This window comes from Allomuricauda sp. F6463D, assembly GCF_023015965.1.
In the GTDB taxonomy this organism is placed as follows: Bacteria; Bacteroidota; Bacteroidia; order Flavobacteriales; family Flavobacteriaceae; genus Flagellimonas.
In genome coordinates this window covers 930,424-955,420 of record NZ_JALKAN010000001.1, presented here as the reverse complement: position 1 = coordinate 955,420, position 24,997 = coordinate 930,424, and the positions used below count along the sequence as shown (strand labels likewise).

Annotated in this window: 27 protein-coding genes; 18 read left to right on the top strand and 9 right to left on the bottom strand. The window is 39.5% G+C overall.

Annotated features, from left to right (window positions below; translation table 11 throughout):
- Positions 1-17: 17 nt before the first annotated feature.
- The 4 genes from dapF to MWU56_RS04160 all read left to right on the top strand — a co-directional run bounded on the left by dapF (position 18) and on the right by MWU56_RS04160 (position 3,158).
- A complete protein-coding gene (gene dapF / locus MWU56_RS04175; protein ID WP_247042555.1) occupies positions 18-800 on the top strand; it encodes a diaminopimelate epimerase in 783 nt (260 codons plus the stop codon).
- Positions 788-1,321: a GNAT family N-acetyltransferase gene (locus MWU56_RS04170; RefSeq protein ID WP_247042554.1), complete on the top strand. Its 534-nt coding sequence runs from the start codon at positions 788-790 to the stop codon at positions 1,319-1,321. The genes dapF and MWU56_RS04170 overlap by 13 nt, the downstream gene beginning before the upstream one ends.
- Positions 1,311-2,354, top strand: coding sequence for an endolytic transglycosylase MltG (gene mltG, locus MWU56_RS04165; protein ID WP_247042553.1), 1,044 nt, complete (start codon positions 1,311-1,313; stop codon positions 2,352-2,354). Before MWU56_RS04170 ends, mltG begins: the two co-directional genes overlap by 11 nt.
- A gap of 159 nt (positions 2,355-2,513) precedes the next feature.
- Positions 2,514-3,158 carry a hypothetical protein gene (locus MWU56_RS04160; RefSeq protein WP_247042552.1) on the top strand — a complete coding sequence of 215 codons (645 nt, stop codon included), beginning with the start codon at positions 2,514-2,516 and terminating at the stop codon, positions 3,156-3,158.
- A gap of 51 nt (positions 3,159-3,209) precedes the next feature.
- On the opposite strand, the gene MWU56_RS04155 is transcribed toward MWU56_RS04160, so the two are convergent.
- Genes MWU56_RS04155 through dnaA form a run of 3 tightly spaced genes read right to left on the bottom strand, consistent with a single transcriptional unit; the run spans position 3,210 to position 5,841 of the window.
- A complete protein-coding gene (locus MWU56_RS04155; protein WP_247042550.1) occupies positions 3,210-3,938 on the bottom strand; it encodes an SAM-dependent methyltransferase in 729 nt (242 codons plus the stop codon).
- A 4-nt stretch (positions 3,939-3,942) separates the two neighbouring features.
- Positions 3,943-4,395, bottom strand: coding sequence for a low molecular weight protein-tyrosine-phosphatase (locus MWU56_RS04150; RefSeq protein ID WP_247042546.1), 453 nt, complete (start codon positions 4,393-4,395; stop codon positions 3,943-3,945).
- Between the two features lie 21 nt (positions 4,396-4,416).
- Positions 4,417-5,841 (bottom strand): chromosomal replication initiator protein DnaA, encoded by a 1,425-nt coding sequence (dnaA, locus tag MWU56_RS04145; RefSeq protein WP_247042544.1) that lies wholly within the window; start codon positions 5,839-5,841, stop codon positions 4,417-4,419.
- Between the two features lie 203 nt (positions 5,842-6,044).
- On the opposite strand from dnaA, the gene MWU56_RS04140 reads away from it, so the two are divergent.
- On the top strand, positions 6,045-6,443 hold the full coding sequence (locus MWU56_RS04140) for an acyl-CoA thioesterase (RefSeq protein ID WP_247042542.1): 399 nt from the start codon (positions 6,045-6,047) through the stop codon (positions 6,441-6,443).
- Here the strand turns inward: MWU56_RS04140 and MWU56_RS04135 are convergent.
- Genes MWU56_RS04135 through ribD form a run of 4 tightly spaced genes read right to left on the bottom strand, consistent with a single transcriptional unit; the run spans position 6,440 to position 9,565 of the window.
- On the bottom strand, positions 6,440-7,054 hold the full coding sequence (locus MWU56_RS04135) for an IMPACT family protein (protein WP_247042540.1): 615 nt from the start codon (positions 7,052-7,054) through the stop codon (positions 6,440-6,442). The genes MWU56_RS04140 and MWU56_RS04135 overlap by 4 nt on opposite strands.
- The gene (locus MWU56_RS04130; protein ID WP_247042538.1) at positions 7,054-7,917 is read right to left on the bottom strand and encodes an EamA family transporter; all 864 of its coding nucleotides are present in this window, start codon (positions 7,915-7,917) and stop codon (positions 7,054-7,056) included. The genes MWU56_RS04135 and MWU56_RS04130 overlap by 1 nt, the downstream gene beginning before the upstream one ends.
- Positions 7,918-8,520, bottom strand: a complete 603-nt coding sequence (locus tag MWU56_RS04125; protein WP_247042536.1) for an HAD family hydrolase — start codon at positions 8,518-8,520, stop codon at positions 7,918-7,920. It lies immediately after the preceding gene.
- Positions 8,513-9,565 carry a bifunctional diaminohydroxyphosphoribosylaminopyrimidine deaminase/5-amino-6-(5-phosphoribosylamino)uracil reductase RibD gene (gene ribD, locus MWU56_RS04120; RefSeq protein ID WP_247042530.1) on the bottom strand — a complete coding sequence of 351 codons (1,053 nt, stop codon included), beginning with the start codon at positions 9,563-9,565 and terminating at the stop codon, positions 8,513-8,515. The genes MWU56_RS04125 and ribD overlap by 8 nt, the downstream gene beginning before the upstream one ends.
- Positions 9,566-9,595: 30 nt before the next feature.
- On the opposite strand from ribD, the gene MWU56_RS04115 reads away from it, so the two are divergent.
- The 6 genes from MWU56_RS04115 to MWU56_RS04090 all read left to right on the top strand — a co-directional run bounded on the left by MWU56_RS04115 (position 9,596) and on the right by MWU56_RS04090 (position 16,293).
- On the top strand, positions 9,596-10,081 hold the full coding sequence (locus MWU56_RS04115) for a GNAT family N-acetyltransferase (protein WP_247042529.1): 486 nt from the start codon (positions 9,596-9,598) through the stop codon (positions 10,079-10,081).
- The gene (prmC, locus tag MWU56_RS04110) at positions 10,081-10,995 is read left to right on the top strand and encodes a peptide chain release factor N(5)-glutamine methyltransferase (RefSeq protein ID WP_247042528.1); all 915 of its coding nucleotides are present in this window, start codon (positions 10,081-10,083) and stop codon (positions 10,993-10,995) included. The genes MWU56_RS04115 and prmC overlap by 1 nt, the downstream gene beginning before the upstream one ends.
- Complete coding sequence (locus MWU56_RS04105) at positions 10,992-11,573, top strand: TIGR00730 family Rossman fold protein (RefSeq protein ID WP_247042527.1); 582 nt, start codon at positions 10,992-10,994, stop codon at positions 11,571-11,573. The genes prmC and MWU56_RS04105 overlap by 4 nt, the downstream gene beginning before the upstream one ends.
- On the top strand, positions 11,574-13,577 hold the full coding sequence (ligA, locus tag MWU56_RS04100) for an NAD-dependent DNA ligase LigA (protein ID WP_247042526.1): 2,004 nt from the start codon (positions 11,574-11,576) through the stop codon (positions 13,575-13,577).
- On the top strand, positions 13,574-13,867 hold the full coding sequence (locus MWU56_RS04095) for a hypothetical protein (RefSeq protein WP_247042525.1): 294 nt from the start codon (positions 13,574-13,576) through the stop codon (positions 13,865-13,867). Before ligA ends, MWU56_RS04095 begins: the two co-directional genes overlap by 4 nt.
- Before the next feature lie 269 nt (positions 13,868-14,136).
- Positions 14,137-16,293, top strand: coding sequence for a BspA family leucine-rich repeat surface protein (locus MWU56_RS04090; RefSeq protein ID WP_247042523.1), 2,157 nt, complete (start codon positions 14,137-14,139; stop codon positions 16,291-16,293).
- A gap of 303 nt (positions 16,294-16,596) precedes the next feature.
- Here the strand turns inward: MWU56_RS04090 and MWU56_RS04085 are convergent, their stop codons facing one another.
- On the bottom strand, positions 16,597-17,508 hold the full coding sequence (locus tag MWU56_RS04085; protein ID WP_247042521.1) for a metallophosphatase: 912 nt from the start codon (positions 17,506-17,508) through the stop codon (positions 16,597-16,599).
- Positions 17,509-18,276, bottom strand: a complete 768-nt coding sequence (locus tag MWU56_RS04080) for a 5'-nucleotidase C-terminal domain-containing protein (protein ID WP_247042518.1) — start codon at positions 18,274-18,276, stop codon at positions 17,509-17,511.
- A gap of 61 nt (positions 18,277-18,337) precedes the next feature.
- On the opposite strand from MWU56_RS04080, the gene MWU56_RS04075 reads away from it, so the two are divergent.
- The 7 genes from MWU56_RS04075 to recN all read left to right on the top strand — a co-directional run bounded on the left by MWU56_RS04075 (position 18,338) and on the right by recN (position 24,852).
- The gene (locus MWU56_RS04075) at positions 18,338-18,871 is read left to right on the top strand and encodes a DUF6913 domain-containing protein (RefSeq protein WP_247042517.1); all 534 of its coding nucleotides are present in this window, start codon (positions 18,338-18,340) and stop codon (positions 18,869-18,871) included.
- Positions 18,872-18,875: 4 nt separating this feature from the next.
- Positions 18,876-19,766 (top strand): 4-hydroxy-tetrahydrodipicolinate synthase, encoded by an 891-nt coding sequence (gene dapA, locus MWU56_RS04070; RefSeq protein WP_247042516.1) that lies wholly within the window; start codon positions 18,876-18,878, stop codon positions 19,764-19,766.
- Between the two features lie 107 nt (positions 19,767-19,873).
- Entirely contained in the window at positions 19,874-20,710 is an 837-nt protein-coding gene (locus tag MWU56_RS04065) for an outer membrane protein assembly factor BamD (RefSeq protein ID WP_247042514.1), read from the top strand.
- A gap of 24 nt (positions 20,711-20,734) precedes the next feature.
- Positions 20,735-21,061: a DNA-directed RNA polymerase subunit omega gene (locus MWU56_RS04060; protein ID WP_247042512.1), complete on the top strand. Its 327-nt coding sequence runs from the start codon at positions 20,735-20,737 to the stop codon at positions 21,059-21,061.
- A gap of 3 nt (positions 21,062-21,064) precedes the next feature.
- Entirely contained in the window at positions 21,065-22,270 is a 1,206-nt protein-coding gene (gene coaBC, locus MWU56_RS04055; protein ID WP_247042511.1) for a bifunctional phosphopantothenoylcysteine decarboxylase/phosphopantothenate--cysteine ligase CoaBC, read from the top strand.
- Positions 22,263-23,153 carry a DUF4835 family protein gene (locus MWU56_RS04050; RefSeq protein WP_247042506.1) on the top strand — a complete coding sequence of 297 codons (891 nt, stop codon included), beginning with the start codon at positions 22,263-22,265 and terminating at the stop codon, positions 23,151-23,153. Before coaBC ends, MWU56_RS04050 begins: the two co-directional genes overlap by 8 nt.
- 46 nt (positions 23,154-23,199) lie before the next feature.
- Entirely contained in the window at positions 23,200-24,852 is a 1,653-nt protein-coding gene (recN, locus tag MWU56_RS04045; protein ID WP_247042505.1) for a DNA repair protein RecN, read from the top strand.
- Positions 24,853-24,997: the final 145 nt, after the last annotated feature.

Below are 24,997 nucleotides of genomic sequence, written 5' to 3'. Positions count from 1 at the left end.
CCTTTGTAAGAATATATATGGATTTACAGTTTTTTAAATATCAAGGAACGGGAAACGATTTTGTGATTATTGACAATCGTCAAGATATTTTTCCCAAAAACAATACCAAACTTGTTGCTGAGCTATGCGATAGAAGGTTTGGCGTAGGTGCAGATGGGTTGATACTTCTGGAGAATGACAATATGTCGGATTTTAAGATGGTTTATTATAATGCAGATGGAGCAGAGAGCACTATGTGTGGTAATGGAGGCCGTTGTTTGGTTGCCTTTGCACACTTCCTGGGCATTGTGGACAAGGAAACAACTTTTAATGCGGTGGATAGCCTACATTATGCAACCATCAAGGATAACATAGTCAACTTGAAGATGATAGATGTTGACAAAATCCATGAAAAACAGAACCATAGGTTTTTGGATACGGGCTCACCACATCATGTGCAAATAGTGGAGGGGTTGGATAAATTCGATGTGCAAAAAGAAGGTAAAAAACTCCGATATGGAATTTATGGCGAATCTGGAAGCAATATTAATTTTGTGGAGCAACAAGGGGACAATACTTTTAATGTGAGAACCTACGAGAGAGGGGTGGAAGGAGAAACCTTATCTTGCGGTACTGGTGTTACAGCAGTAGCCTTGGCCATGCACGAATCTGGTAAAACTAAGGGAGATGAAGTTCATATTCATACTATTGGAGGAGATTTGACCATATCTTTTGAGAAAAAGGAAGAGAAATACACAAATATTTTTTTGAAAGGCCCTGCAATTCAGGTGTATAAAGGAACAATAACATGCTCAATATAAAAGGGGAACAAGTATATCTACGTGCATTGGAGCCAACAGATTTGGATTTTCTATACAGATTGGAAAACGACACTTCGGTTTGGGAGGTGAGCGGCACGCTTAAACCATATTCAAAGAAAGTTTTAAAGTTATACCTGGACAATGCGCATCGGGATATTTATGATGTGAAACAATTGCGACTTTGCATCAGTAATCATCAAGATGATTGTATAGGTTTGATTGATTTGTTCGACTTTGACCCTAAAAACCGAAGGGCAGGTGTTGGGATTATTATTGCTGATTCTAACAAAAGAAATAAAGGTGTGGGAACGGAAGCTTTGTCACTTTTATGTGGTTATGCCTTTTCCACCCTCGACCTCCACCAACTATATGCGAATATTATGGAGGGCAATGAAGCAAGCGTTCATTTATTTGAAAAATTGGGCTTTGTAGAAATTGGAACCAAAAAAGAATGGATTAGAACCAATGAAGGGTTCAAAAATGAAATAATGTACCAAAAGATAAATTCCAATGAATCTTAAAAAAGTACTTTGGGCAACAGCCATACTCGGACTGTTGATCTGTGGTTTTATCGCATATCAAATATATAGTGCCATATTTAGCCCAAATACCCAGTTTAATAATGATGAAGCATACGTTTACATTGCTTCGGACGCCACTTTTTCCGATGTAAAAACTTCATTGGAACCTTTATTGAAAGATTTGTCCACCTTTGAGGCCGTTGCCAAACGTAAAGGATATATTTCCAACATTAAAGCTGGTAAGTATGCTGTAAAGCGGGGGATGAACAATAACGAGTTGATCAATACGCTGCGCAGTGCCAATATTCCGGTGCAAGTATCTTTTAACAATCAAGAATCACTGGCTTTATTGGCTGGGAGGATTTCCGAACAGATTGAGGCTGATAGCCTGTCCTTGCTCCAAGTTTTTAACAATCCCGATTTTTTGGAAGAAACAGGGTTTGATGATGATACTAAATTGGCCATGTATATTCCTAATACCTATGAGTTTTTCTGGAATACCAACGCAGAAAATTTCAGGGACCGAATGCGCAAAGAATATGACCGTTTTTGGAATGATGAACGACTTAAAAAAGCTGAAAATTTAGGTTTGGAACCAAATGAGGTCATTTCTTTGGCTGCTATCGTTCAAAAAGAGACGGCCAAGGTGGATGAACGTCCGCGAGTTGCAGGAGTATACCTAAACCGTATACGTAGAGGTATGTTGTTGCAGGCAGACCCTACCGTTATTTATGCCATAAAAAAGGAAACGGGAAATTATGACACTATAATAAAGAGGGTGCTTTTCCGTGATTTGGAAATGGATTCACCATATAACACTTATAAATATGCAGGGGTTCCGCCAGGCCCTATTACTATGCCCGATATAACTTCAATAGACGCTGTTTTAACTCCTGAAAAGCATGATTACCTCTTTTTTGTGGCTGACGTTTCCAACTTCGGGTATCATATTTTTGCCAAAACTTTGGCGCAACATAACCGAAATAAAGTACAATACACCCGTTGGTTGAACCAACAAAAAGTACTTAGATAATACGCTTTGCCGTTGATATTCATCACTTTAACGGATTTTAAGGCTGATTTAAGAAATCTTTAGGAGCTTTAGGGTACCCGTTAACATATCTCCCCCTATATTTGCCGGCCAATTTGTTTTTTGATACGTATATGTATTGAGAACACTAATATGAACATTATGAAAAGATGGATAGGTTTTATGCTGCATCTTGCCATGATCGTAGTTTTGACAAGTTTTGGTTCTTACACTGTAATGAAGAAAGGGGATGTCGAAATTCCCGAATCATTGAAGGTAAAAACCAATTTGGAATTCTTTGCACCGCAAGATTCCGTTGAGCTTATTGATGAAGACGAGGTAGCACCTCCTTTTTTGGGCAAAGCTTTCAATGGTTTTAAGGAAGCACTTGCTTTTAAAGAATCCCAGGGTAAATACCATAGCGTAAACACATTGGGCTATTTGGGAAAATACCAATTTGGCAGCAGTACCCTGAACCTTATGGGGGTATTCGATATGGTAGAATTTTTGGATGATCCAAAACTTCAGGAAAAGGCTTTTGAAGCCAATATTGCCCGTAACAAATGGATATTGAGAAGGGATATAAAGCGTTTCAACGGAAAAGTTATTGGAGGTAGCAAGATAACCGAATCTGGTATTTTGGCCGCTGCACATTTAGCCGGCGCCGGAAACGTGAAGAAATATCTACGATCTTATGGACAAAACGATGTTACCGATGCTTATGGAAGTAATATCTCGTACTATATGAAAAAATTTGCAGGGTACGATATTTCCATAATTGAGCAAAAGAAAAATGCCAAAGTGTAATAGGTAACGAATAAATTGAATTAAAAGCCCGGAACTTGTTTTCGGGTTTTTTTATGCATGAATAATATAGATGGTCGGCCGCTTATCCAGGTCAATGTCCTTTTCCCCCCACTCATGCACACTTTTGGTCGAAATAAATTCGGTTGGCAATGTGATGTCGCATGCGATACACAACCTTGTGGATTTCTGTAGCGTTCTCAAAAGCTCTGTAAGAAGTTTGTTGTTGCGGTAAGGCGTTTCCATAAAAATCTGTGATTGCCTCTTTTCTCTGGATATTCGCTCTAATCCTTTAATCATTTTTTTACGTTCCGCATTATCAATGGGTAAATATCCATTGAACGCAAAATTCTGACCGTTCATGCCACTGCTCATCATTGCCATCAAAATGGAAGAGGGACCTACCTGCGGAACCACTTGGATTCTTTTTTCGTGGGCTACCTTCACCACATCTGCTCCCGGGTCGGCAATACCGGGGCACCCAGCCTCGGATAATATTCCAATATCAAATCCGTGTATGCATGGGTCTAGGAACGAAGGAATATCTTCAGGATTCGTATACTTGTTCAATAGCTGTAACTGTAGATCTGGTTGGGATTTGTTGGGACTCACTCTTTTAATAAAACGTCTGGCAGTCTTTTCGTTTTCAACGATGTAGTGATTTATTCTTTCAATGTTGCCCTTTACGGAAATAGGTAATACTTCCAATGGAGCATTGTCTCCAAGGGTTGTGGGAATCAAATAAATTTTTCCCACGACTAAACCAGGTTTCTCATCTTCCATGGGCTTAATTTAGCTTTTTCGCAATTGCCTCACAAGCGGTATCGATCATTTGATACACATTTTCAAAACCATCTGTTCCTCCATAATAAGGGTCTGGTACTTCTCGGATGTCCATTTCGGCTTCACTCAACAATAATTTAACCTTATTTGCCTGTTCTTGATTCTCTGCAAGACTTGCGATATCTGAAAAATTGCTCCGGTCCATTACATAGATATGGTCGAACTCAGTAAAATCTTTTTTAGAAAACTTTCTACACTTTTGATTTTTAATATTTAGCCCATATTTCTGTGCCACTGCAATGGATCGTTTATCTGGAGGGTTTCCAATATGATATCCAGCAGTTCCCGCTGAATCCACAAGAACGTCATCTTGATCAACTTTGGATTGTAGAATTCCCTCTGCCAAAGGTGACCTGCAAATGTTTCCTAAGCAAACCATCAACACTTTGGTTTTCATAAATAAGGGATGTACTTTTTATTAGGAGAACTTCTTTGTTAAATCTTCAATGTACTTTCTGAATTGCTTATCGGTTTCGGCCAAATTATCCACAGTTTTACATGCATGAAGTACTGTGGCATGATCACGTTTTCCTATTTGTGACCCAATACTGGCCAAAGATGCTTTCGTGAATTTTTTGGCAAAGAACATGGCTAATTGTCTAGCTTGGACTATATGTCGTTTTCTTGTTTTGGACTGAAGGGTGGCCACATCCATTTCAAAGTAATCAGAAACTACTTTTTGAATGTAATCAATGGAAACTTCGCGTTTTGTATTTTTTACGAATTTTTCAACCACTTGTTGTGCCAATTCCAAAGTAATCTCACGTTTGTTAAAGGAAGATTGAGCAATCAACGAGATAATGGCGCCTTCCAACTCACGGATATTGGTCTTTATATTTTTGGCTACATGGTCAATGATTTCCTCTGGCATTTCAACCCCGTCCCGGTACAATTTATTTTTCAGGATTGATACCCGTGTTTCATAGTCCGGATTCTGCAACTCTGCGGACAATCCCCATTTAAATCTGGAAAGCAAGCGTTGTTCTATATCTTGCATGTCCACCGGCGCTTTGTCCGATGTTAATATCACCTGTTTGCCATTTTGGTGTAAATGATTGAATATGTGGAAGAAAACATCCTGTGTTCCAGATTTACCTGATAGGAATTGTACATCATCAATAATAAGTACATCTATCAACTGGTAAAAGTGGATAAAATCGTTACGGGTATTCTTTTTTACAGACTCTATATATTGTTGGGTGAATTTTTCAGCAGAAATATAGAGAACCGTTTTTTCTGGATACTTATCTTTGATTTCTACCCCAATGGCATGTGCTAAGTGGGTTTTACCTAGGCCCACACCCCCAAAGACCAATAAAGGGTTAAACGAAGTGCCTCCCGGTTTGTTGGCTACAGCCATACCGGCAGATCTTGCCAATCTGTTGGAGTCACCTTCCAGAAAGTTATCAAAATTATAGTTGGGATTTAACTGAGATTCTATTTTAATATTTCGAATACCAGGAATCACAAATGGATTTTTCAGCTCTGGACTTTTAGAAGTAATCGGCACATCCAGTTCCTGAGGTCCCACAGCAGTACGGTTGGAACTTGGGATTTGTTCCGTAAATGGTTCCTTGTTTCCGTACTTGTTCTCCATCTTTATCACATAAATCAGCTTTGCGTTGTTTCCCAATTCGCGGGTCATGGCAACTTTTAAAAGCTTTACGTAGTGTTCTTCAAGCCATTCGTAGAAAAACTTACTGGGCACTTGTATGCTAAGCGCCTTATCAGTTAGTTTAATAGGTTTGATAGGCTCAAACCATGTTTTGAATGCCTGCGGTTGGATATTATCTTGGATAAAAGCCAAACAGTTGTTCCATACGGAATTAGCAGTAGCACTCATAGAAGTTTTTCCTTGTTTTAATGGTTAGTTTTACTATTTAAGAGCAAACATCTATAGGGTTAATCAGATGCTTATTGGATGCGACAAATATGTGAACAATTCTTTTAAAAAAAAAATCAATTTGTCATTGATAGTTCTGTTTTTTTTTCGCATGTTGCTCTAAAAATAATCAACCTTCTAAATATATAATTTTTCATTTAAAAATGGGTCTAAATTCATATTCTTTTCGGGTACGGTATGCAGAAACCGACCAAATGGGGGTTGTGTACCATGGTAATTATACACAGTATTTTGAAATGGGTAGAGTGGAGTGGTTAAGGGCCATGGGAATTACTTACAAAAGCATGGAAGATAATGGCATAATGTTACCTGTAATTTCCTTACATATTGATTATAAAAAGTCTGCGTTGTACGATGATTTGTTAACCGTACATACGCATCTCAAATCCAAACCTATGGTCAAAATCGAATTTGACTACACTTTAACAAATGAGTCCGGAGAATTATTGGCCACGGCAAACATTGTTTTGGCCTTTATGGATAAAAAAACAGGAAGACCCATTAAATGCCCCGATTATATTTTGGAAAAACTGGACACTTAATCTACTAGGGTAGTTTTTACATGTTGCATTTCATCGAAAATTTGAAATATTTCTTCTGATTCACTCAATCTCACCGAAATGATCAGTTCACAATCCAATTCCATTTTTTGAGATACAACGTTGAGATTTTTTTGTTTGATGATTCGCATCACCTTATCCATTTCTGGATACTCGAATTTTAGTCGAAATTGGGACTTTATGATTTTTGTTGCAATCTTGGCATTTTCCAAGGCCATTTGTGCAGCAGTTTTGTAGGCTTGAATCAAACCACCAACTCCAAGTTTGGTGCCTCCAAAAATACGGGTCACGGTAATCAATACATTGGTGACATCAAATGACTGTATTTGACCATAAATGGGCATGCCTGCAGAATTGTTGGGTTCGCCATCATCATTTGCCCTATAACTAGGGTCGGAGGTTCCCAACTGCCATGCATAGCATACGTGGTTGGCGGTATGATATTTTTTTCGGAGACCATCCACAATAGGTTTTACATCCTCTTCAGTAGCTATTGGATGAACAATAGCATAGAATTTACTTTTCTTGTCCTTATATAATATCTCCGGCGAAGGTTGGTCAACTGTCCTGTAAACGTCTTCTTTTTTCTCCATCAGAACAAAGCTACCAATATTATGCTGAGTACCGCCAAGGCAACTCCACTCCAGTTTTTAGAACTCAATTTCTCCTTAAATAACAGTATGCCCAAGATGGTGGAGAACATTACAATCGCTACATTGTTCAGTGTAAATATGGCGGCACTTCCCAATATATCCGAACGTAATGCTTGGATTAAAAAGAAGATGGAGAAATAATTGGGTACTCCAAGGGCTATTCCACCCAAAATATTTTTGATGTTGACCCTCAGAGGGGTTTTAACCGCTCTGATTCCTATGAAAATAAAACCTGTTAAGGCGGCAAACCCAAAGATCATGGATGAGAAAACTGGTATTTCTTGATTGGTAAGGTGCATTTCCTCAAAATATTGAATGCTCGTATCAATAACACCAGACCCCAAAAACACTAATAAAGGAAGAATCAATGCCTTTTTACTTATTACAATGTTTTTCTCTTTTATGGAGGCCAAATAAACGGCCACCAACGCTAAAACAATCCCGATAATTTGCAATAAACTCAAATGTTCATCATACAACAAAACGCCCATTACCACAGGAATGGCCAATGACATTTTTGTAGCAACCGACGCAACCGAAACACCGGAAACTTGAGCTGTTTTGGCCATTAGGTTAAAAATCACAATAAAGAGAACACCCAACAAAACTGGGCCAATAAACCAGGATTTACCAGTTAAATCACTTACGCCGACAGGGCCATCATACAATAAAAGGCCAACGGAACATGCGACGACGTAATTGGTGATAATGGCATAGAGCGTTTGAATCTTATAAACATCAAACAGTTTAAAGACTACAAAGATTAAGGTGGAACTCAAAATGCTCAGGGCAAGGTAGATCATCTATAGTTTCGATTTTAATTGGGTAACATCCTCTTTGCCAACAATAAGGTTCCAGACATTGATGCCTAATCGAGCTGCGGAATCGGTGTTTTCCGGAACATCATCCACAAAAATAGTTTCATGGGCATTGAGCTTATTTTCTTTTAAGACAAACTCAAAAATTTCGGAATCTGGTTTTCGCATACCCATTTCGTAGCTCAAATAAAACACATCAAAGACATTTTTGAACCTATTGAACCGTTCCATGCCCATTTGTTCTTTTACACATTCCATGTGCAGGTCGTTGGTGTTGCTCAATAAAAGTAGTTTGTACCTATTTTCTTGGGCGAGTTGTTCTATAAATTGTAATCGTTCCTCGGGAAAATCCAATAAAATGGAATTCCATGCTTGTATCAAATCTTCCCCATCAACTTTAGGGAAATGCCTTGACACTTCGTCCAAAAAATCTTGGGAGCCTATTTTTCCTTTTTCGTAAATCTGAAATAAACGTTCCAAGTCTGGGGTGATTTCCGTAAAACCATGTTGCACCATAGCCTTTGCTGTAGCAGGTTTGTCCAGGTTGATGAGCACATCGCCAAAATCGAGAATAATGTTCTTAATCATTTATATATAAGGATAGGGTGTCTGTCAAAATATGTTGTTGCTCAGCTGGGGCTTTTGTAAGTTTTGGAGCGACCAGTCCTTTATCAAATCGAATAGAACCTTTGAAAATTCGAGCTTCGTCCCATAGGTTCTCATCAATAAAAGTTTGAAGTGTTCTTGCCCCACCTTCAATAATAACACTTGTAATATGCTGTTGGTAGAGCACATTGCATATTTGTTTGGCCAGTGGTTTGGAAAAATCAATCTCCACATAAATCACACCTTCTATACATTTTGAAGCATCGTTATGCTGTGTGAGCACAATAGTTTTTACTGATCTATCAAATACATGAAAGTTTGAATCAATTTTCAAATCCTTGTCCAGGACGACACGGGTAGGGTTTTTACCTGTCCAGTTGCGAGTCGTCAATTTTGGATTGTCCTCCAAAACGGTTTTAGTACCTACCAAAATGGCTTGTTCTTGGCTACGCCATTGGTGCACCAACTGTTTGGAGTAAGCATTGGTAATCCAAAATGGTTCTGGATTGTTACTTCGTAGTGATGGGTCGGGTGCCAAAAAGCCATCTTGCGATTCGGCCCATTTTAATATGATATAAGGGCGTTGATGTTCCTGAAAGCTTAAAAATCGTTTGTGATGCTTTCGGCACGCTTCCTCGAGAATTCCAACCGTGACAATACAGCCTGCATCCTGCAATTTTTTGATGCCTTTTCCTGCTACTTTATCGTAGGGGTCCTGTAAACCGATGTACACCTCTTTTATTTTATGCTTTGCGATTAAATCGGCACATGGCGGGGTTTTGCCAAAATGTGAGCAAGGCTCCAAGGTAACATACAAGGAAGACTCGCTCAATATACTTTTGTCTTTCACCGAGTTTATGGCGTTTACCTCTGCGTGCGGACCACCGTAGGGGTCGGTAAAACATTCACCAATAATTTTATTATCGTGTACAATTACACATCCCACCATGGGGTTGGGAGCTGTGGTTCCGAGGCCTTTTTTGCCAAGTTGAATGCAGCGAAGGATGTATTTTTGATGTATATTCACCCCACAAAAATAGAACAATAAAAACACAATATGGGAGAGACGGTGATTCGTGAAATTAAGCCGGAAGATAACGCACAGGTAGCCCAAGTAATACGAAAAGTTTTTGAGGATATGGGTGTTCCCAAAGTAGGTACGGCCTATGAAGATAAAGCTTTGGATGATATGTATGCCCACTACAATAAACCAAAGGCTACTTATTTCGTGGTGGAGCACCATGGTCGGATTATTGGTTGTGCCGGTGTGGCTAAATTGGATAATTTCGATGGAAATGTTTGTGAACTTCAGAAAATGTACTTTTTGGAAGAAGCCAGGGGCAAGGGTATAGGCGCCAAAATGATTGCTGTTTGTTTGGAAAAAGCCAAAGCGTTTGGTTTTGAAGCATGCTATCTGGAAACCATGCCCTATATGGAAGCTGCCCAAAAACTATATAAAAAGAACGGATTTGATTATATAGATGCCCCAATGGGCAATACCGGGCATTATTCCTGTCCCGTTTGGATGCTTAAAAAACTATAATGCTTCTAAAAGAAATCAAAGATATTTTCCATAAAGAATTGGGCAAGCTGTACCCCAAAGAAGAAATTGATTCTTTTTTTTATCGGTGCATTGAGCATTATCTAAAGTTGGAACGGTTTATATTGGCCATTCAACCAGGGTATACCTTGACCAAAGATGAAGAGCAACCTCTTTTTGAAGCGTTGGCCCAACTTAAGTTGGAAAAACCGCTACAATATATTTTGGAGACGGCCCATTTTATGGATTTGGAGCTTCAGGTAAACGAAAATGTATTGATTCCCAGGCCCGAGACCGAGGAGTTGGTGCAATGGATTTTGGATGATATTAGAGATGAGAAGTCAGAAGTCAGAAATCAGAAATCAGAAAGGAGTGATGGGAACTTACACCCTTCACCTTTCACCATTTTAGATATCGGAACGGGTAGTGGATGCATTGCCATTGCTTTGGCTAAGAACCTTCCCAAGGCCAAAATTTATGCATTGGATGTTTCAGAAGGAGCTTTAAACGTGGCAAAGAAAAATGCCCTGGCAAATGGAGTTGAAATCACATTTATACATCAGGATATACTGGATGCCGAACTTGAATTTGAACCTGAACTTACTTTTGATGTCATCGTATCCAACCCGCCCTATGTCAGGGAGTTGGAAAAGAATGAAATCCATAAAAATGTAAAGGATTTTGAACCTGGCACCGCGCTGTTTGTGCCCGATGAAGATCCATTGTTGTTCTATAAAACTATCATCAGCTTTTCGGAAAAAAACCTATTGAAAAAAGGAAGTTTGTATTTTGAAATAAACCAATATTTGGGCGCGGAAACCAAGGCGCTTTTCAATGCCCGTAATTTTTCGGAAATTGAACTGCGAAAAGACATTTTTGGCAACGATAGAATGCTAAAAGGAAAAATCAATCAATGAAAAGTATTTCGGTTTTTTGTGGCAGTAGTGAAGGAAACGACAAGGTAGTTGTTGAAATGTCTTATCAGTTAGGTAAAATACTTGCGCAAAAAAATATTGCCCTGGTATATGGTGGCTCCAGACTGGGTCTAATGGGGCAAGTTGCAAACGGGGCTTTGGACCACCAAGGAAAAGTAATTGGAATAATTCCAGATTTCTTGAAATCTAAGGAAATATGTCATATGGAGATTTCAGAATTAATTACCGTGAAGAACATGCATCAGCGGAAAATGCAAATGCACGAACTTTCGGATGGCATTATTGCCCTTCCAGGTGGTTTTGGTACTTTGGAGGAACTCTTCGAGATGATTACATGGGCGCAATTGGGATTGCATCAAAAACCAATTGGAATTTTAAATGCCAATGGTTTTTATAATGACCTATTGATTTTTTTGGATTCCATGGTGGATAAAGGACTTCTAAAGTTTGAAAATCGAAATATGCTTCTGGTGGACGATACTTGTATGGGACTTTTGACCCAAATGGAATCATATCAACCTATTTTGACACCAAAATGGATTAAAAAAGAACAAACATAGATGACTGATATCCAACAAAAAATAAACTCCCTTCGCAATGAACTAAGGGAACACAATTATAAATACTACGTGCTCGATGAGCCATCCATATCCGATTTTGAATTTGATATGAAACTCAAAGAGCTTCAAAAGCTGGAAACGGAGCATCCTGAATTTTATGACCCAACGTCACCCACCCTACGGGTAGGAGGGATGGTGACCAAAAATTTTGAGACCGTGCCCCATGAATACCGCATGTATTCCTTGGATAATTCCTATTCCAAAGAAGATCTGGAAGATTGGGAAAAACGCATTCAGCGAATATTGGGCGATGTGGACGTTGAGTTTACTTGTGAACTGAAATATGATGGCGCATCCATAAGCCTGACCTATGAAGAAGGGAAATTGGTCAGGGCGGTTACCCGCGGTGATGGTTTTCAGGGTGATGATGTAACAAACAACATCAAAACCATAAAATCTGTGCCCTTGCAACTGAAAGGAGACTACCCTCCAAAATTTGATATTCGGGGAGAAATTATTTTGACGCTCGACGGTTTTGCGAAAATGAACCAAGAGCGCATTGAAGCAGGTGAAGACCCATACATGAACCCAAGAAATACGGCATCAGGTAGTTTGAAACTTCAGGATAGTGCTTTGGTGGCACAACGGCCTTTGGAATGTTTGTTGTACAGTATCGTAGGAGAAAATCTTGGTGTGACCTCCCAGTTCGAAGTCTTGGAAAAAGCGAGGTCATGGGGATTTAAGGTGCCAACGGTGGCCAAACGCTGCAAATCCACTGCCGAGGTCATGCAATTTATGGATCATTGGGAAGTGCACCGCCACGATCTGCCGTATGAAACAGATGGGGTTGTGGTAAAGGTGAACAGCATACAGCAGCAAGAGGAGCTCGGATATACCGCAAAGTCGCCACGCTGGGCAATGGCCTACAAATTCAAAGCGGAACAAGCAGTTACCATTTTAAATAAAATCACTTACCAAGTAGGGCGAACCGGGGCCATTACGCCAGTAGCCAATCTGGAACCGGTTTTGTTGGCAGGGACTACGGTAAAACGTGCCTCTTTGCACAATGCGGACCAAATTGTCAAACTGGATGTCCGCGAAGGGGATACCGTTTTTGTGGAAAAAGGGGGGGAGATCATCCCTAAAATAGTAAAAGTTGATTTTACCAAGCGAAGTGCAGACTCAAAACCTACCCAATATATTACCCATTGCCCCGAATGCGGCACTGAGTTGATTCGTAAAGAAGGGGAAGCACAGCATTTTTGTCCGAACGATGTGGGTTGTCCCCCGCAGATAACAGGTCGTATCCAACATTTTATTTCGCGCAAAGCCATGGATATTGAAGGTTTGGGAGGCGAAACGGTGGAATTATTGTTTAAGGAAGGTTTAATAGGCAATTACGCAGATCTTTATACGCTAACCAAAGAACAGGTGATGCCCTTGGAGCGGATGGCGGAAAAATCTGCAGAAAATTTAGTGAAAGGGGTTGAGGCATCCAAAGCAATTCCGTTTGAGCGCGTGCTTTTTGCCTTGGGAATTCGCTATGTAGGGGAAACGGTAGCTAAAAAATTGGCAAAGGCCTTTAAAAATATTGATGCCTTAATGGCCGCTTCGCAAGAACAACTCGTGGCCGTGGATGAGATTGGGGAACGTATTGCTGAAAGTGTGGAGAACTTTTTCTCTGAGCCAGCCAATATGGAGGTTATCGACAGGTTAAAATCCTACGGATTGCAATTTTCTTTATCGGAAGAGCAATTGGAGAATCAAACGGAAAAATTAAAGGGGCAGACTTTCGTAGTTTCGGGTGTTTTTGAAACCATCAGCAGGAATGAACTAAAGAAAATGATAGAGGACAATGGGGGTAAAGTATCCTCGTCCATTTCATCAAAAACTAGTTTTTTGGTCGCTGGTGACAAAATGGGCCCCAGTAAAAAAACAAAGGCGGAAAGTTTGGGTGTTCCCATAATATCGGAACAGGAATTTTTACAAAAACTGGAAGCATGACACCTACTACTTTTGAAGCGTTTGAAACAACCTTAGATCGGGATACTCCACCAAAAGAATGGCCTGACTCGTTGAAATCCCTTTGGTTTGATGCAAAAGGTGACTGGGAGTCCTCGCATGATATTGCTCAAGACCTTCATTCCCTAATGGGTAGTTGGATTCATGCTTATCTGCACCGAAAAGAAGGTGATAAGTGGAATGCGGGCTATTGGTATGGAAGAGCTGGCAAACCTTTTCCTGATTATACTTTGGAGGAAGAGTTGAAAGTATTGGTGGAGGCAAACCTTTAAGTAGTAAAAATTAACCATCCATGTAATTTTCCTTAAGGCCCAGCTTCCATATGTTCACAGTCTAAGTCATATTGGCAATCATTTACTCTTCTAATTTACACCAATTATAAGATTAACTTTAAAATTGGTTTCTATTTAATGCAAATGGTTCTTTGTCAATCGATAAGTGCCATCTGTCAATTCAAACCCTTCATTCGTTAATTACTTGATGAGATTACTTTTTAATGATGGAAATTGGTGGTTGGTAATTATCTCAATAATTAGAAATCATGAAAAAGAAACTATTATTTATTGGACTGTTTTTAGTTCTAATTTGGTCTTGTGGCAAAGATGACGGCCCTACGAAACCTAAGAACAATGTTCCCAAAATCAAGGCGCAAAATTTTATAGTTAATGAAAATATTGGCGATACCGTTGTAATTGGTATTATAGCCGCCACTGATGAAGATGGGGATGCGCTAACGTTCACTATTAAGTCAGATGCCAGTGGTTTGTTTAATGTAACTAATAATGGAACATTGACGCTGGTAACCGGAAAAAAGCTTGATTTTGAAATTAGTGATAAACATACCTTGACAGTATCGGTTACCGATGGCTCACTTAGTGCTTCCGCTAGCATCACCGTAAATGTTACGAAAGAAGACCCTGAAAATCAATCCCCTGTAATCGAGGAGCAAGATTTTGTAACAACCGAGGGCATTACCGATACTGATGTAATCGGCACAGTAACAGCAACAGATAGTGAATCGGATACCTTGGTGTTTAGTATTACGGAAAACGATAATGACCTATTTGAGATAACCTCTGATGGAGAGCTAAGTTTAAGGGAAGGGGAAAAGTTGGATTTTGAAATGAGTGAGACACACACATTGACAGTATCGGTTACCGATGGTTCACTCAGCTCTTCCGCTAACATCACCATAAACGTTACAAAGGTAGATACTGAAAATCAGTCTCCCGTAATCGAGGAGCAGGAGTTTGAAACGAGCGAGGGTATTACCGATACAGATGTAATCGGTACGGTAACAGCTACGGATAATGAATCGGATACATTGATGTTTAGTATTACAGATAACGACAATGATTTATTTGAGATAACTCCTGATGGAGAACTAAGTTTGATACAAGGAGGGAATTTGGATTTTGAGACAACCATAAAGCATACTATTGTTGTTGAAGTAACAGATGGAAATAGTAGTGTCTCAAATACCATTACAATAAATGTAACTGATGAAGATGAGGCACCCATAATTGAAGCGCAAGAATTTGAAGCTCCTGAGGATATTTCAGATACCGAGATAATCGGGGTTGTGACGGCTTTAGATCCGGAGGAAGGTGACCTCACTTTCTCGATAAGTGTTAATGACAATGGCCTTTTTGAGATCAGTGCAAATGGCGAACTTACGTTGGCTGATGGAAGGGAACTGGATTTTGAGACCAGTGAAGAACATATTGTTACTATAGCTGTTACTGACGGTATTGCAGTTGCTGAAGCTGAGGTTAGCATAACAGTTGAGGATATAATGGATAGTTTGGCCGAAGAGCCATCTTCTTTTGTCACTACTTGGAACGTAGCATTCGATGGTCAGGAAATCACCATAGGTACTGATTTCAATTTCATTTACCTTTATACTATAGATTGGGGGGATGGTAACATTGAAGAATGGCTAGACCTTCAAAATCCTAGTCACGTTTATGAAACAGCTGGCATGTATACCGTGGCCATACAGGGAAATTTCCCAGCGATCAAGATGGGTTCGAATAATGATGTTGATGATGGTTCCCGATTAGCTCTAAAGAGTATAAAGCAATGGGGAACTATTTCATGGCGCACTTTCAATAATGCTTTTTCTAAATGTTTAAATATGCAATATAGTGCATCCGATGTGCCACAACTTTCCCAAGTGATTGATATGTCCTATATGTTTTATGATGCTGATTCCTTTAATGGAGACCTTAATGGGTGGGATGTTAGTAATGTGGTCAACATGGAATGGATGTTCCTTTCAGCAAATTCCTTCAACGGAAACATCAGTGGGTGGGACACTGGAAAGGTCAACAATATGGCAAGAATGTTCTATAATGCCGATTCTTTTAACAGAAATATTAGTGGTTGGAACACTGGTAATGTTACAAATATGTCACGTATGTTTTGGGGTGCCGACACCTTCAATCAAAATCTTGGAACATGGAACATAGGTCTAGTAACCGACATGATGGATATTTTTTCATTCACAGCCTTTTCCGCACAAAACTTTACATCCACATTGGTAGGGTGGGAAGCTGCTCAGAACACACCCGATAATATTGACTTGGGAGCGAAGGGAATTAATCTTTGTGATCCAGAAGGGGTGTCTGCCCACGATAGTTTAATCAATGACCATAATTGGACCATTGACTATGTAGGGAACGTAAATTGTAATTGAACCAATTTTTTAATAAATAAATTAACAACTACAATTTAGAGAAGTGTAACTATTTGCCACCAGAAAAATATATATTTTTCTGGTGGTTCTTTGTTTTAAAAACCGTCTCAGGTTTTAATGATTTTCGTTTATTTAGGTTTAAGGACCTTATAATAACCTGTCGTAATGTTGAAATGAGAAGTTTTACTTCGATTGACAAATTTCAATGCTAAAAGAATGTGTATACGTTAATTTCAATATATAATAAATTCTTCCTTTTATTATAAATGCTAATAGAAATCTAGGCTTCTAAGATAAAGAAAATCAAACCTCAATACTCACCCCTTCAGCTGATATGTTTTTATCGGAATCAAAATAGAAATCAATACGGCCTAGATTAATACCGTAGCAGCCCACTTGGTTTACCAATACCGAATTTCCATTCTGGTTGGTGCGTACATCGGGCTTATCCAAAAAAGTATGGGTATGTCCGCCAATAATCAAATCGGTGTGAAAGGTTTGTTGCGCCAGTCGGGTATCGCATGGTCTTTGAGGGTTTTGGTAGTCATAGCCCAAGTGGGATAGACAAACAATTAAATCACAAAGTTCTTCCTCCTTGAGTTGCTTCTCCATATCCAAAGCAATCTCATAAGGATTCAGATATTGGGTCTCCTTGTACAGCTTTTTGGTCACCAGTCCATCCAGTTCTATGCCAAGTCCATAAACCCCAATTTTTACACCGTTCACCAAATAAGTTTTATAGGGCTTTACATAACCATCCATCACCGTGTTGGAAAAATCGTAATTGGAATTTACCATTTCGAACGTAGCATTGGGCATCTGAGCTAGAAGACCGTTAATTCCATTGTCAAAATCATGGTTTCCAATGGTGGAGGCATCATATTTAAGCTTGCTCATTAATTTAAACTCCAGTTCACCACCGTAAAAATTAAAATAGGGGGTTCCTTGAAAAATATCACCCGCATCAAAAAGTAAAGTATTCGGATTTTTGTTGCGTATCTCTTCCACCAAAGTGGCTCTACGGGCAACCCCTCCCAAATTCGGGAATTTGGAATGGGAGGCAGGAAAGGTGTCTATATGGCTATGCACATCGTTGGTATGCAAAATAGTGATCTGTTTTTGGCCCAAATTGGAACAGGAGCCTAAGCTAAGGCCTCCCAAGCCAATTAGAGTGGAGGCTGCTGTAGTGTTGGTGATAAAATCCCTTCGTTTCATTTAATCCAATTGTATAATTCTATCATCCACTACCGCTTTTAAGGTATCTACCTTTTTAAAGTGATCGATGATAGCGTTTCTTAAAAGATAATCTGTCTCTGTAATTGAAATGATTTCATTAAAAAAACCTACGCTCGGGCCGCCACTCACTAGGTAGTCCGAGGTGGCCACATAATAATTTCGACTTTCATCAAAAGGTTGACCTTGAATATTTACGGATTCCAGCGAACGGTTTTTATCAGTGATGATTTGAATACCCGATACCGGGTGCCTTCGTGAGGCTTTGGCCACAAAATTGATTAGTTGCCTTGTAGCAGACCCACTGAGTTCCACAACTTCGATATAATTTTCAAAAGGCATTACCTCGTAGGCATTTCGAGCGCTTACATTGCCCTCGGAAATTATGGAGCGGACCCCACCATAGTTCAGAACCACAAAATCCAAGTCGTTTCCCGTTCTTGTTTTAAAAATTGGCACTGTTTCCTTAAAAACGATATCCGCCATCAGGTTTCCCATAGAGGTATTTCGCTTACCATCGTTCAATAAAAGCGGTTTAGGTGCATAGGCCAATGTGCTGTCCAATATTTCATTGATCCTAATCCGGTAGGGTGTTACAAAACTGGAGATAGAATCCATGTGCGATATGGTAGAGTCGATGGGAATTTGCTTCCCTTTTACTTCGGTAAGCTGGACGGTATCACTCTTGCAGGATATAAAAACACAAAATGTTACACATGTAACAAATTGTTTTATAATTAAATTTCTCATCTACATATCTTTGTCATGTCGTCTTGGTAGATTATTTACCTTTGTAAAAATCATCAAAAATATGTTTTTGAAAGGACTCCAAGACAAATTTAAAGTTAAATCCGGGCTTAAATATTTAAAGGAGGAAATGGAGAAACCTCCAAGTTCGGTGACAAGGGATAAAGGAATTAGCAGTGTCGGTTGTATAGTCGATGTTGATAATTTTCAGAATGCGGAAGCCTTTTACGAGCTAATTGATGAGTTTGACTTACGACCCAATGCCATTAAAATTATTGGCTACAAAAGGGAGTATGATAAAAATTCACCATACGCCATCCAAATGTTCTCAGATAGGGACCTTGGATGGAAGGGCCAAATTGAAAATGGTTATGTTCTTGAGTTTTTGGGCAGGGAATACGATATGTTGATCAATTACTATGAAGACGAAAACCTGATGATGAAGTTATTGTCCGTAAAAACGCCGGCTCGCCTAAAAGTAGGCCTGGGAGCCCAAGACCCAAAAGTCAATGATTTGATTTTAAACACACCATTGAACGATTTTAAGTTGTTCAAAAGTGAATTGAAAAAGTACTTAACAGTATTAAAAGAAATTTGAAGAAATGAAACAATTGATCGGAACAGGAGTAGCATTGGTAACTCCGTTCAGAGAAGATTTATCGGTAGATGTAGATGCATTGGTAAGCTTGGTTGAGCACAACGTTCAAGGAGGCGTGGATTATTTGGTGGTGTTGGGGACAACGGCTGAATCCGCAACCCTTTCGCAAGATGAAAAACAGTTGGTGGTGGACGTAGTGGTGCGCACTAATGCAGGAAGACTACCATTGGTACTTGGGGTTGGCGGCAATAATACAATGGCCGTGGTAAACGAGTTAAAAACGTTGGACCTATCGGAGTTCGATGCTATACTTTCGGTATCCCCATATTACAATAAGCCCACACAAGAAGGAATTTACCAACATTTTAAATTGATCGCAGCGGCATCACCTGTACCTATTATATTGTATAACGTACCTTCCAGAACGGGAAGCAATATGTTGCCCAAAACAATTTTGAGATTGGCTTATGATTTCCCCAATATTATAGGTGTTAAGGAGGCGTGTGGAGATTTGTTACAAATCGATGAGGTCATCAGACACAAACCAGAAAACTTTTTGTTGATTTCTGGTGATGATACTACTGCATTGCCCACCGTTTTGGCCGGTGGAGCAGGGGTTATCTCCGTTTTGGGACAAGGATTGCCTGCACTTTTCTCCGATATGATGAAAAAAGGATTGGAGGGGAATGTAAAACAAGCATACGAAATCCATCATAAATTGTCGCCCTTAATGACTCTTATTTTCGAAGAGGGCAACCCCGCTGGTATTAAGAGTGTTCTGGAAAACAACGGAATTTCACAAGCCTATGTTAGGCTACCATTAATAGAGGCAACCGCTGGTTTAAAAGAGAAAATCATGCTTTCGTTGAAGATGTTGAACAAAACACATGTTTAAAATTAGTTAAATGTTGCCCAATTCTTTGGGGATTGACCGGAGTACCCGTTACATTTGAGATGTAAAATTCATTTTTTATATCCATTCAATATCACTAATTTTGCAAAATGTTTTTGAAAATGAGGTCAATACTTCTCTTCTGTTGCGCGACAGTTTTTCTCGTATCCTGTAGTGAATACCAAAAGGTACTCAAGGAAACCGATGTAAAGGCCAAATATGATATGGCCGAAAAGCTGTACAATGAAGGTGATTATAGAAAAGCCGTTCGTCTGTTTGAACAAATTGCGCCAAAATACGTGGGCAAGCCTCAAGGTGAACGTGTTATGTTCTTCTTTGCAGATAGTTATTTCAAAAATGGGGATTACTATTTGTCGGGTTACCAGTTCGAACGTTTTGTAAAATCCTACCCTAGGAGTGATAAAATCCAAGAAGCAAGTTTTTTGGGAGCAAAAAGTTACTACGAACTGTCACCAGATTATTCATTGGATCAATCTGATACGGATAAGGCATTGGCCAAGCTCCAAACCTTTATAAATAATTATTCAGAGTCAGAATATTTCGAAAGTGCCAATGCAATGGCCAAGGAATTGACCGCAAAAAAAGAAAAGAAACAAATAGAAGTCGCAAAACAATTCAATAAGATTGGAGAATTCAATTTACCAATTTTGATTTCCGCCATTACCGCATTCGACAATTTTATTACCGACAACCCCGGTTCTATATATAGAGAAGAAGCGTTATATTATCGAATTGAAGCAGCTACCGAGTTGGCGATGAACAGTACAGAGGACAAAAAACAAGAACGATTGGAAGATGCGCTTGATTCCTATAATAATTTATTGCGTTATTTTCCAGAAACAGAATTCAAAAAAGAAGCAGATAAGCTTGCTGAATCAATTCAAGAAGAGTTGAGCACTTATCAAAATAGTACTTTATCCAAATAAAAATTAGTTTTTAAACTACTGCATATGCAAGATTTGAAAAACACAAAGGCCCCGGTTTCCACAGTCACACTTAACAGAAATGAGTTTGACGTAAAAACCGAAAATATTTACGAAGCCATCTCCATTGTGTCAAAAAGAGCCATCCAAATCAACTCCGAGATTAAAAAGGAGCTGTTGGAGAAGTTGGAAGAGTTTGCTACATATAGCGACAGCTTGGAAGAAGTGTTCGAGAATAAGGAACAGATTGAGGTTTCTAAATTCTACGAAAAATTGCCTAAACCACATGCGCTTGCAGTTCAAGAGTGGTTGGAAGATAAAATTTACTACAGGAATACAGAGAAAGACTCCTAAGAAATGCTTAGCGGTAAAAATATCCTTTTGGGAATTTCCGGGGGAATTGCCGCATACAAGACAACATTTCTTGTTAGGTTATTGATAAAAGCTGGTGCCCAGGTCAAAATTGTAATGACCCAGAGCGCCAGCTCGTTTGTTTCTCCCCTTACATTGTCCACACTTTCCAAAAATCCAGTTTTACTCGACTTTGTAAATCAGGAAGATGGAAGTCTATCATGGAATAACCATGTAGAGTTGGGACTATGGGCAGACGTTATGTTGATTGCCCCGGCTTCGGCCAACACCCTGTCCAAAATGGCCAATGGCACGTGCGACAATTTGCTATTGGCAACTTACTTATCGGCAAAATGTCCAGTTTACTTTGCTCCAGCCATGGATTTGGATATGTATAAGCATCCTTCTACTAAAAGTTCGTTGGAAAAACTGAGTACTTTTGGCAATATCATGATTCCGGCAGAGTCTGGCGAATTGGCAAGCGGATTGTATGGAGAAGGACGCATGGCGGAACCCGAAAACATGCTAGCGTTTTTACAAACGGATTTAGCCAAAGGACTGCCCCTAACGGGCAAAAAAGTACTTATTACTGCGGGACCTACCCACGAGGCGATTGACCCTGTTCGTTTTTTGGGAAATCGCTCATCAGGTACCATGGGATTCGAACTAGCTAAGAAGGCAGCGAATTTGGGAGCTAAAGTGATTTTGGTCTCTGGTCCTACGCATCTCGATATCGATAAAAATTCCATACAATTGATTCGGGTGACTTCTGCACAGGAAATGTATGAAGCCTGTCATAATTATTACGCCGATATCGATGTTGCTATTTGTGCCGCTGCTGTGGCGGACTATAGGCCCAAATCCATTGCAACGGAAAAGGTAAAGAAGAAGGAAGGGGATATGTTTTTAGCGTTGGAGCGTACTCCTGACATACTTAGGTCCTTAGGCGAAAATAAAGAAAATCAATTTTTGGTGGGATTTGCCCTAGAGACCCAAAATGAACTTGAAAATGCTAAAGGCAAACTGAAAAAGAAACATTTGGACGGTATTGTTCTCAACTCCTTAAAAGATGATGGTGCCGGATTTGGAAGCACCACAAATAAAATTACGTTTATAGATAAGAATTTTGAGATAAAAACGTTTGGTTTGAAGACGAAGTCCGAAGTGGCCTCCGATATTTGGGAAGAAATCATCTCCAGGATCCATGCGTAAAATACTAGTTGCTGTTGTTGTATTATTTATGATCAATGCTGTTCCAGCTCAGGAACTGAATTGCGAGATCATTGTGAATTCCGATCAAGTCGGACAGACCAATCAGCAAATATTCAGGACCTTAGAGCGTTCATTGAACGATTTTGTGAACAAGAGCAAATGGACAACTAAAGTTTATCGTGAAAACGAACGTGTTAATGCACGAATGTTCATCACAGTTACCCAGTACGAATCCGATCGCTTTGAAGCCAATATCCAGATTCAATCCACGCGACCCATATTCAACGCCTCATACGAAAGCCCTGTTTTTAACTACAAGGACAACGCCTTTAATTTTCAGTATCAAGAATTTCAACCTCTGGTTTATAATCCTAATTCCTTCGACTCCAATTTAGTAGGGGTTATTTCATATTATGTATATGTAATTTTAGGATTGGATGCTGATACATTTTCGCTGGAAGGAGGCAACGATTATTATCGCAGGGCCCAAAATATTGTGACACAGGCACAGAGTTCCAGCTACAGCGGATGGAGCCAGGAAACAGGCGATAGAAGCCGTTTTGAATTGGTTGACAATCTCCTGAGCAACTCTTTTAGGGAATATCGTATCGCCATGTACAACTATCACAGGAAAGGTCTCGATATACTTGCCGACAACAACAGCACGGGAAAACAGATTATTGCAGGTAGCCTTCGATTATTCGAAACACTTATAAGCCGAAGGCCCAATGCCTTCTTAATTCAAACGTTTTTCGATGCAAAATCGGAAGAAATCCAAAACATCTTTTCCGATGGTCCCAAAGTGGATATTGTAAAACTCAAAGAGTCCCTTAACAAAGTAGCACCATTTTATTCCAGCACATGGAATGAAATAAATTACTAGTGCAGTTCTATAAAGAGGTTTATCTTTACAGGTAAAATCTTCAATATTGCTAGTAAATCTATCCATTCAAAATTTCGCACTTATTGATGATGTAAGTGTATCGTTTTCCAACGGGTTTACCACTATTACAGGGGAGACCGGGGCTGGAAAATCAATACTTTTGGGAGGACTATCCATGGTATTGGGCAAACGTGCCGACCTGTCTTCACTTAAGAACAAGGAGCAAAAATGTGTAATAGAGGCGGAGTTTGATATTTCCAAATACCAACTCTATCCTTTTTTTGAAGAAAATGATTTGGATTATGAGCATACGACGATTCTTCGTAGGGAGATATTGCCAAGCGGCAAGTCCCGGGCGTTTGTAAATGATTCCCCTGTTACTTTGGATGTGATGCGAGCCCTGGGGGACCAATTGGTGGATGTACATTCCCAGCACCAGACCATGCGCCTCACTGAGAACGATTTTCAGATGAAAGTGCTAGATGCTTTGTCTAATAACAATGATAATATTTCTAGGTATACTGAAGAATTGGACAAATTGAAAATTGCGTCCAGTGAGCTTCATAAAATGGAGGATTTTCAGACAACTGCGGATAAAGAGCACGATTACAATAGTTTTTTACTTAAAGAATTGGAGGATGCTAAGCTTAAAGAAGGCATGCAGGAAGCGTTGGAGGCCGAATATGAGCAGCTTAGCAATGTAGAACAGATAATGGAGCAGTTATCCACAGGGCATCAATTGTTATCGGATGAGCAATTGGGTATTGTGGGAAGACTTACCGATTTAAAAAGAGCTTTTCAAAATCTATCGGATTTTGGAACGGAGTATAAATCTTTGAGCGATAGGATTCAATCGGTATTGATTGAAACTGATGATATTTCTTCCGAACTCGAACAGTTAAAAGATGGGGTAGAGGCCAATCCGGAACAATTGGAAGTGGTGAACGGACAGTTACAACAATTGTACGATCTTCAGAAAAAACACCACACCGATACCGTATCCGATTTAATTGCCATTCGAGAGGAATTGGCTAAAAAGGTGGACGCAGTGGCCAATATTGAGTCCAATATCAAAGAAAAAAGAAAAGAGGTCGAAGCTATTACCAAAAAAGTGGATGTTTGGGCAAATAAAATTAGCGCTGGTAGAAAATCCGTGATTCCTCGGTTAAAAGAAACCCTGCAAAAAAACCTTACATCTTTAGGTATGCCATCGGCGAGTTTTAATATTGAGGTAAGCCCATCCAAATCGTTCAAGGTCAATGGGAAAGATGATTTAACATTCTTGTTTTCCGCCAACAAGGGCTCTAACTATGGTGAACTTAAAAAAGTGGCATCCGGTGGGGAACTTTCACGTATTATGCTGACCATTAAATCCATTTTAGCTGTATATGAAAATCTACCAACTATGATGTTCGATGAGATTGACACTGGAGTTTCTGGTGAGATTTCAAACCGAATGGGAGAAATTATGCAACAGATGAGTGAAAATATGCAGGTATTCTCCATTACCCACTTACCACAGGTCGCATCAAAGGGAAGTTATCAATTTAAGGTGTACAAAGAAGAAGGACCAGAAGGAACAAGCACCCATATTAAACAGTTGAATATGGATGAGCGTGTTAAGGAACTGGCCGAAATGTTGGGAGGCAAATCCCTGTCCGAATCTGCTTTGGCCCATGCTAAGGAACTGCTACAATAAGGATATGTGATCAACCATGCTTTTAAACTAAAGAAGTATAACACTTCCAGAATTAATTTTCAGTATTTATTGGAATAAACAGGCTGGGCGTACTGCTAAACAAGTTTGCAGGAAAGAAATCTATATACGCATGAATGTTAACAAT

What these genes read in the sequence shown, in the direction of transcription:
- dapF (WP_247042555.1), top strand. Translation starts at nt 18, where the DNA reads ATGGATTTACAGTTTTTTAAATATCAAGGAACGGGAAACGATTTTGTG.
- MWU56_RS04170 (WP_247042554.1), top strand. Translation starts at nt 788, where the DNA reads ATGCTCAATATAAAAGGGGAACAAGTATATCTACGTGCATTGGAGCCA.
- mltG (WP_247042553.1), top strand. Translation starts at nt 1,311, where the DNA reads ATGAATCTTAAAAAAGTACTTTGGGCAACAGCCATACTCGGACTGTTG.
- MWU56_RS04160 (WP_247042552.1), top strand. Translation starts at nt 2,514, where the DNA reads ATGAAAAGATGGATAGGTTTTATGCTGCATCTTGCCATGATCGTAGTT.
- MWU56_RS04155 (WP_247042550.1), bottom strand. Translation starts at nt 3,938, where the DNA reads ATGGAAGATGAGAAACCTGGTTTAGTCGTGGGAAAAATTTATTTGATT.
- MWU56_RS04150 (WP_247042546.1), bottom strand. Translation starts at nt 4,395, where the DNA reads ATGAAAACCAAAGTGTTGATGGTTTGCTTAGGAAACATTTGCAGGTCA.
- dnaA (WP_247042544.1), bottom strand. Translation starts at nt 5,841, where the DNA reads ATGAGTGCTACTGCTAATTCCGTATGGAACAACTGTTTGGCTTTTATC.
- MWU56_RS04140 (WP_247042542.1), top strand. Translation starts at nt 6,045, where the DNA reads ATGGGTCTAAATTCATATTCTTTTCGGGTACGGTATGCAGAAACCGAC.
- MWU56_RS04135 (WP_247042540.1), bottom strand. Translation starts at nt 7,054, where the DNA reads ATGGAGAAAAAAGAAGACGTTTACAGGACAGTTGACCAACCTTCGCCG.
- MWU56_RS04130 (WP_247042538.1), bottom strand. Translation starts at nt 7,917, where the DNA reads ATGATCTACCTTGCCCTGAGCATTTTGAGTTCCACCTTAATCTTTGTA.
- MWU56_RS04125 (WP_247042536.1), bottom strand. Translation starts at nt 8,520, where the DNA reads ATGATTAAGAACATTATTCTCGATTTTGGCGATGTGCTCATCAACCTG.
- MWU56_RS04115 (WP_247042529.1), top strand. Translation starts at nt 9,596, where the DNA reads ATGGGAGAGACGGTGATTCGTGAAATTAAGCCGGAAGATAACGCACAG.
- prmC (WP_247042528.1), top strand. Translation starts at nt 10,081, where the DNA reads ATGCTTCTAAAAGAAATCAAAGATATTTTCCATAAAGAATTGGGCAAG.
- MWU56_RS04105 (WP_247042527.1), top strand. Translation starts at nt 10,992, where the DNA reads ATGAAAAGTATTTCGGTTTTTTGTGGCAGTAGTGAAGGAAACGACAAG.
- ligA (WP_247042526.1), top strand. Translation starts at nt 11,574, where the DNA reads ATGACTGATATCCAACAAAAAATAAACTCCCTTCGCAATGAACTAAGG.
- MWU56_RS04095 (WP_247042525.1), top strand. Translation starts at nt 13,574, where the DNA reads ATGACACCTACTACTTTTGAAGCGTTTGAAACAACCTTAGATCGGGAT.
- MWU56_RS04090 (WP_247042523.1), top strand. Translation starts at nt 14,137, where the DNA reads ATGAAAAAGAAACTATTATTTATTGGACTGTTTTTAGTTCTAATTTGG.
- MWU56_RS04085 (WP_247042521.1), bottom strand. Translation starts at nt 17,508, where the DNA reads ATGAAACGAAGGGATTTTATCACCAACACTACAGCAGCCTCCACTCTA.
- MWU56_RS04080 (WP_247042518.1), bottom strand. Translation starts at nt 18,276, where the DNA reads ATGAGAAATTTAATTATAAAACAATTTGTTACATGTGTAACATTTTGT.
- MWU56_RS04075 (WP_247042517.1), top strand. Translation starts at nt 18,338, where the DNA reads ATGTTTTTGAAAGGACTCCAAGACAAATTTAAAGTTAAATCCGGGCTT.
- dapA (WP_247042516.1), top strand. Translation starts at nt 18,876, where the DNA reads ATGAAACAATTGATCGGAACAGGAGTAGCATTGGTAACTCCGTTCAGA.
- MWU56_RS04065 (WP_247042514.1), top strand. Translation starts at nt 19,874, where the DNA reads ATGTTTTTGAAAATGAGGTCAATACTTCTCTTCTGTTGCGCGACAGTT.
- MWU56_RS04060 (WP_247042512.1), top strand. Translation starts at nt 20,735, where the DNA reads ATGCAAGATTTGAAAAACACAAAGGCCCCGGTTTCCACAGTCACACTT.
- coaBC (WP_247042511.1), top strand. Translation starts at nt 21,065, where the DNA reads ATGCTTAGCGGTAAAAATATCCTTTTGGGAATTTCCGGGGGAATTGCC.
- MWU56_RS04050 (WP_247042506.1), top strand. Translation starts at nt 22,263, where the DNA reads ATGCGTAAAATACTAGTTGCTGTTGTTGTATTATTTATGATCAATGCT.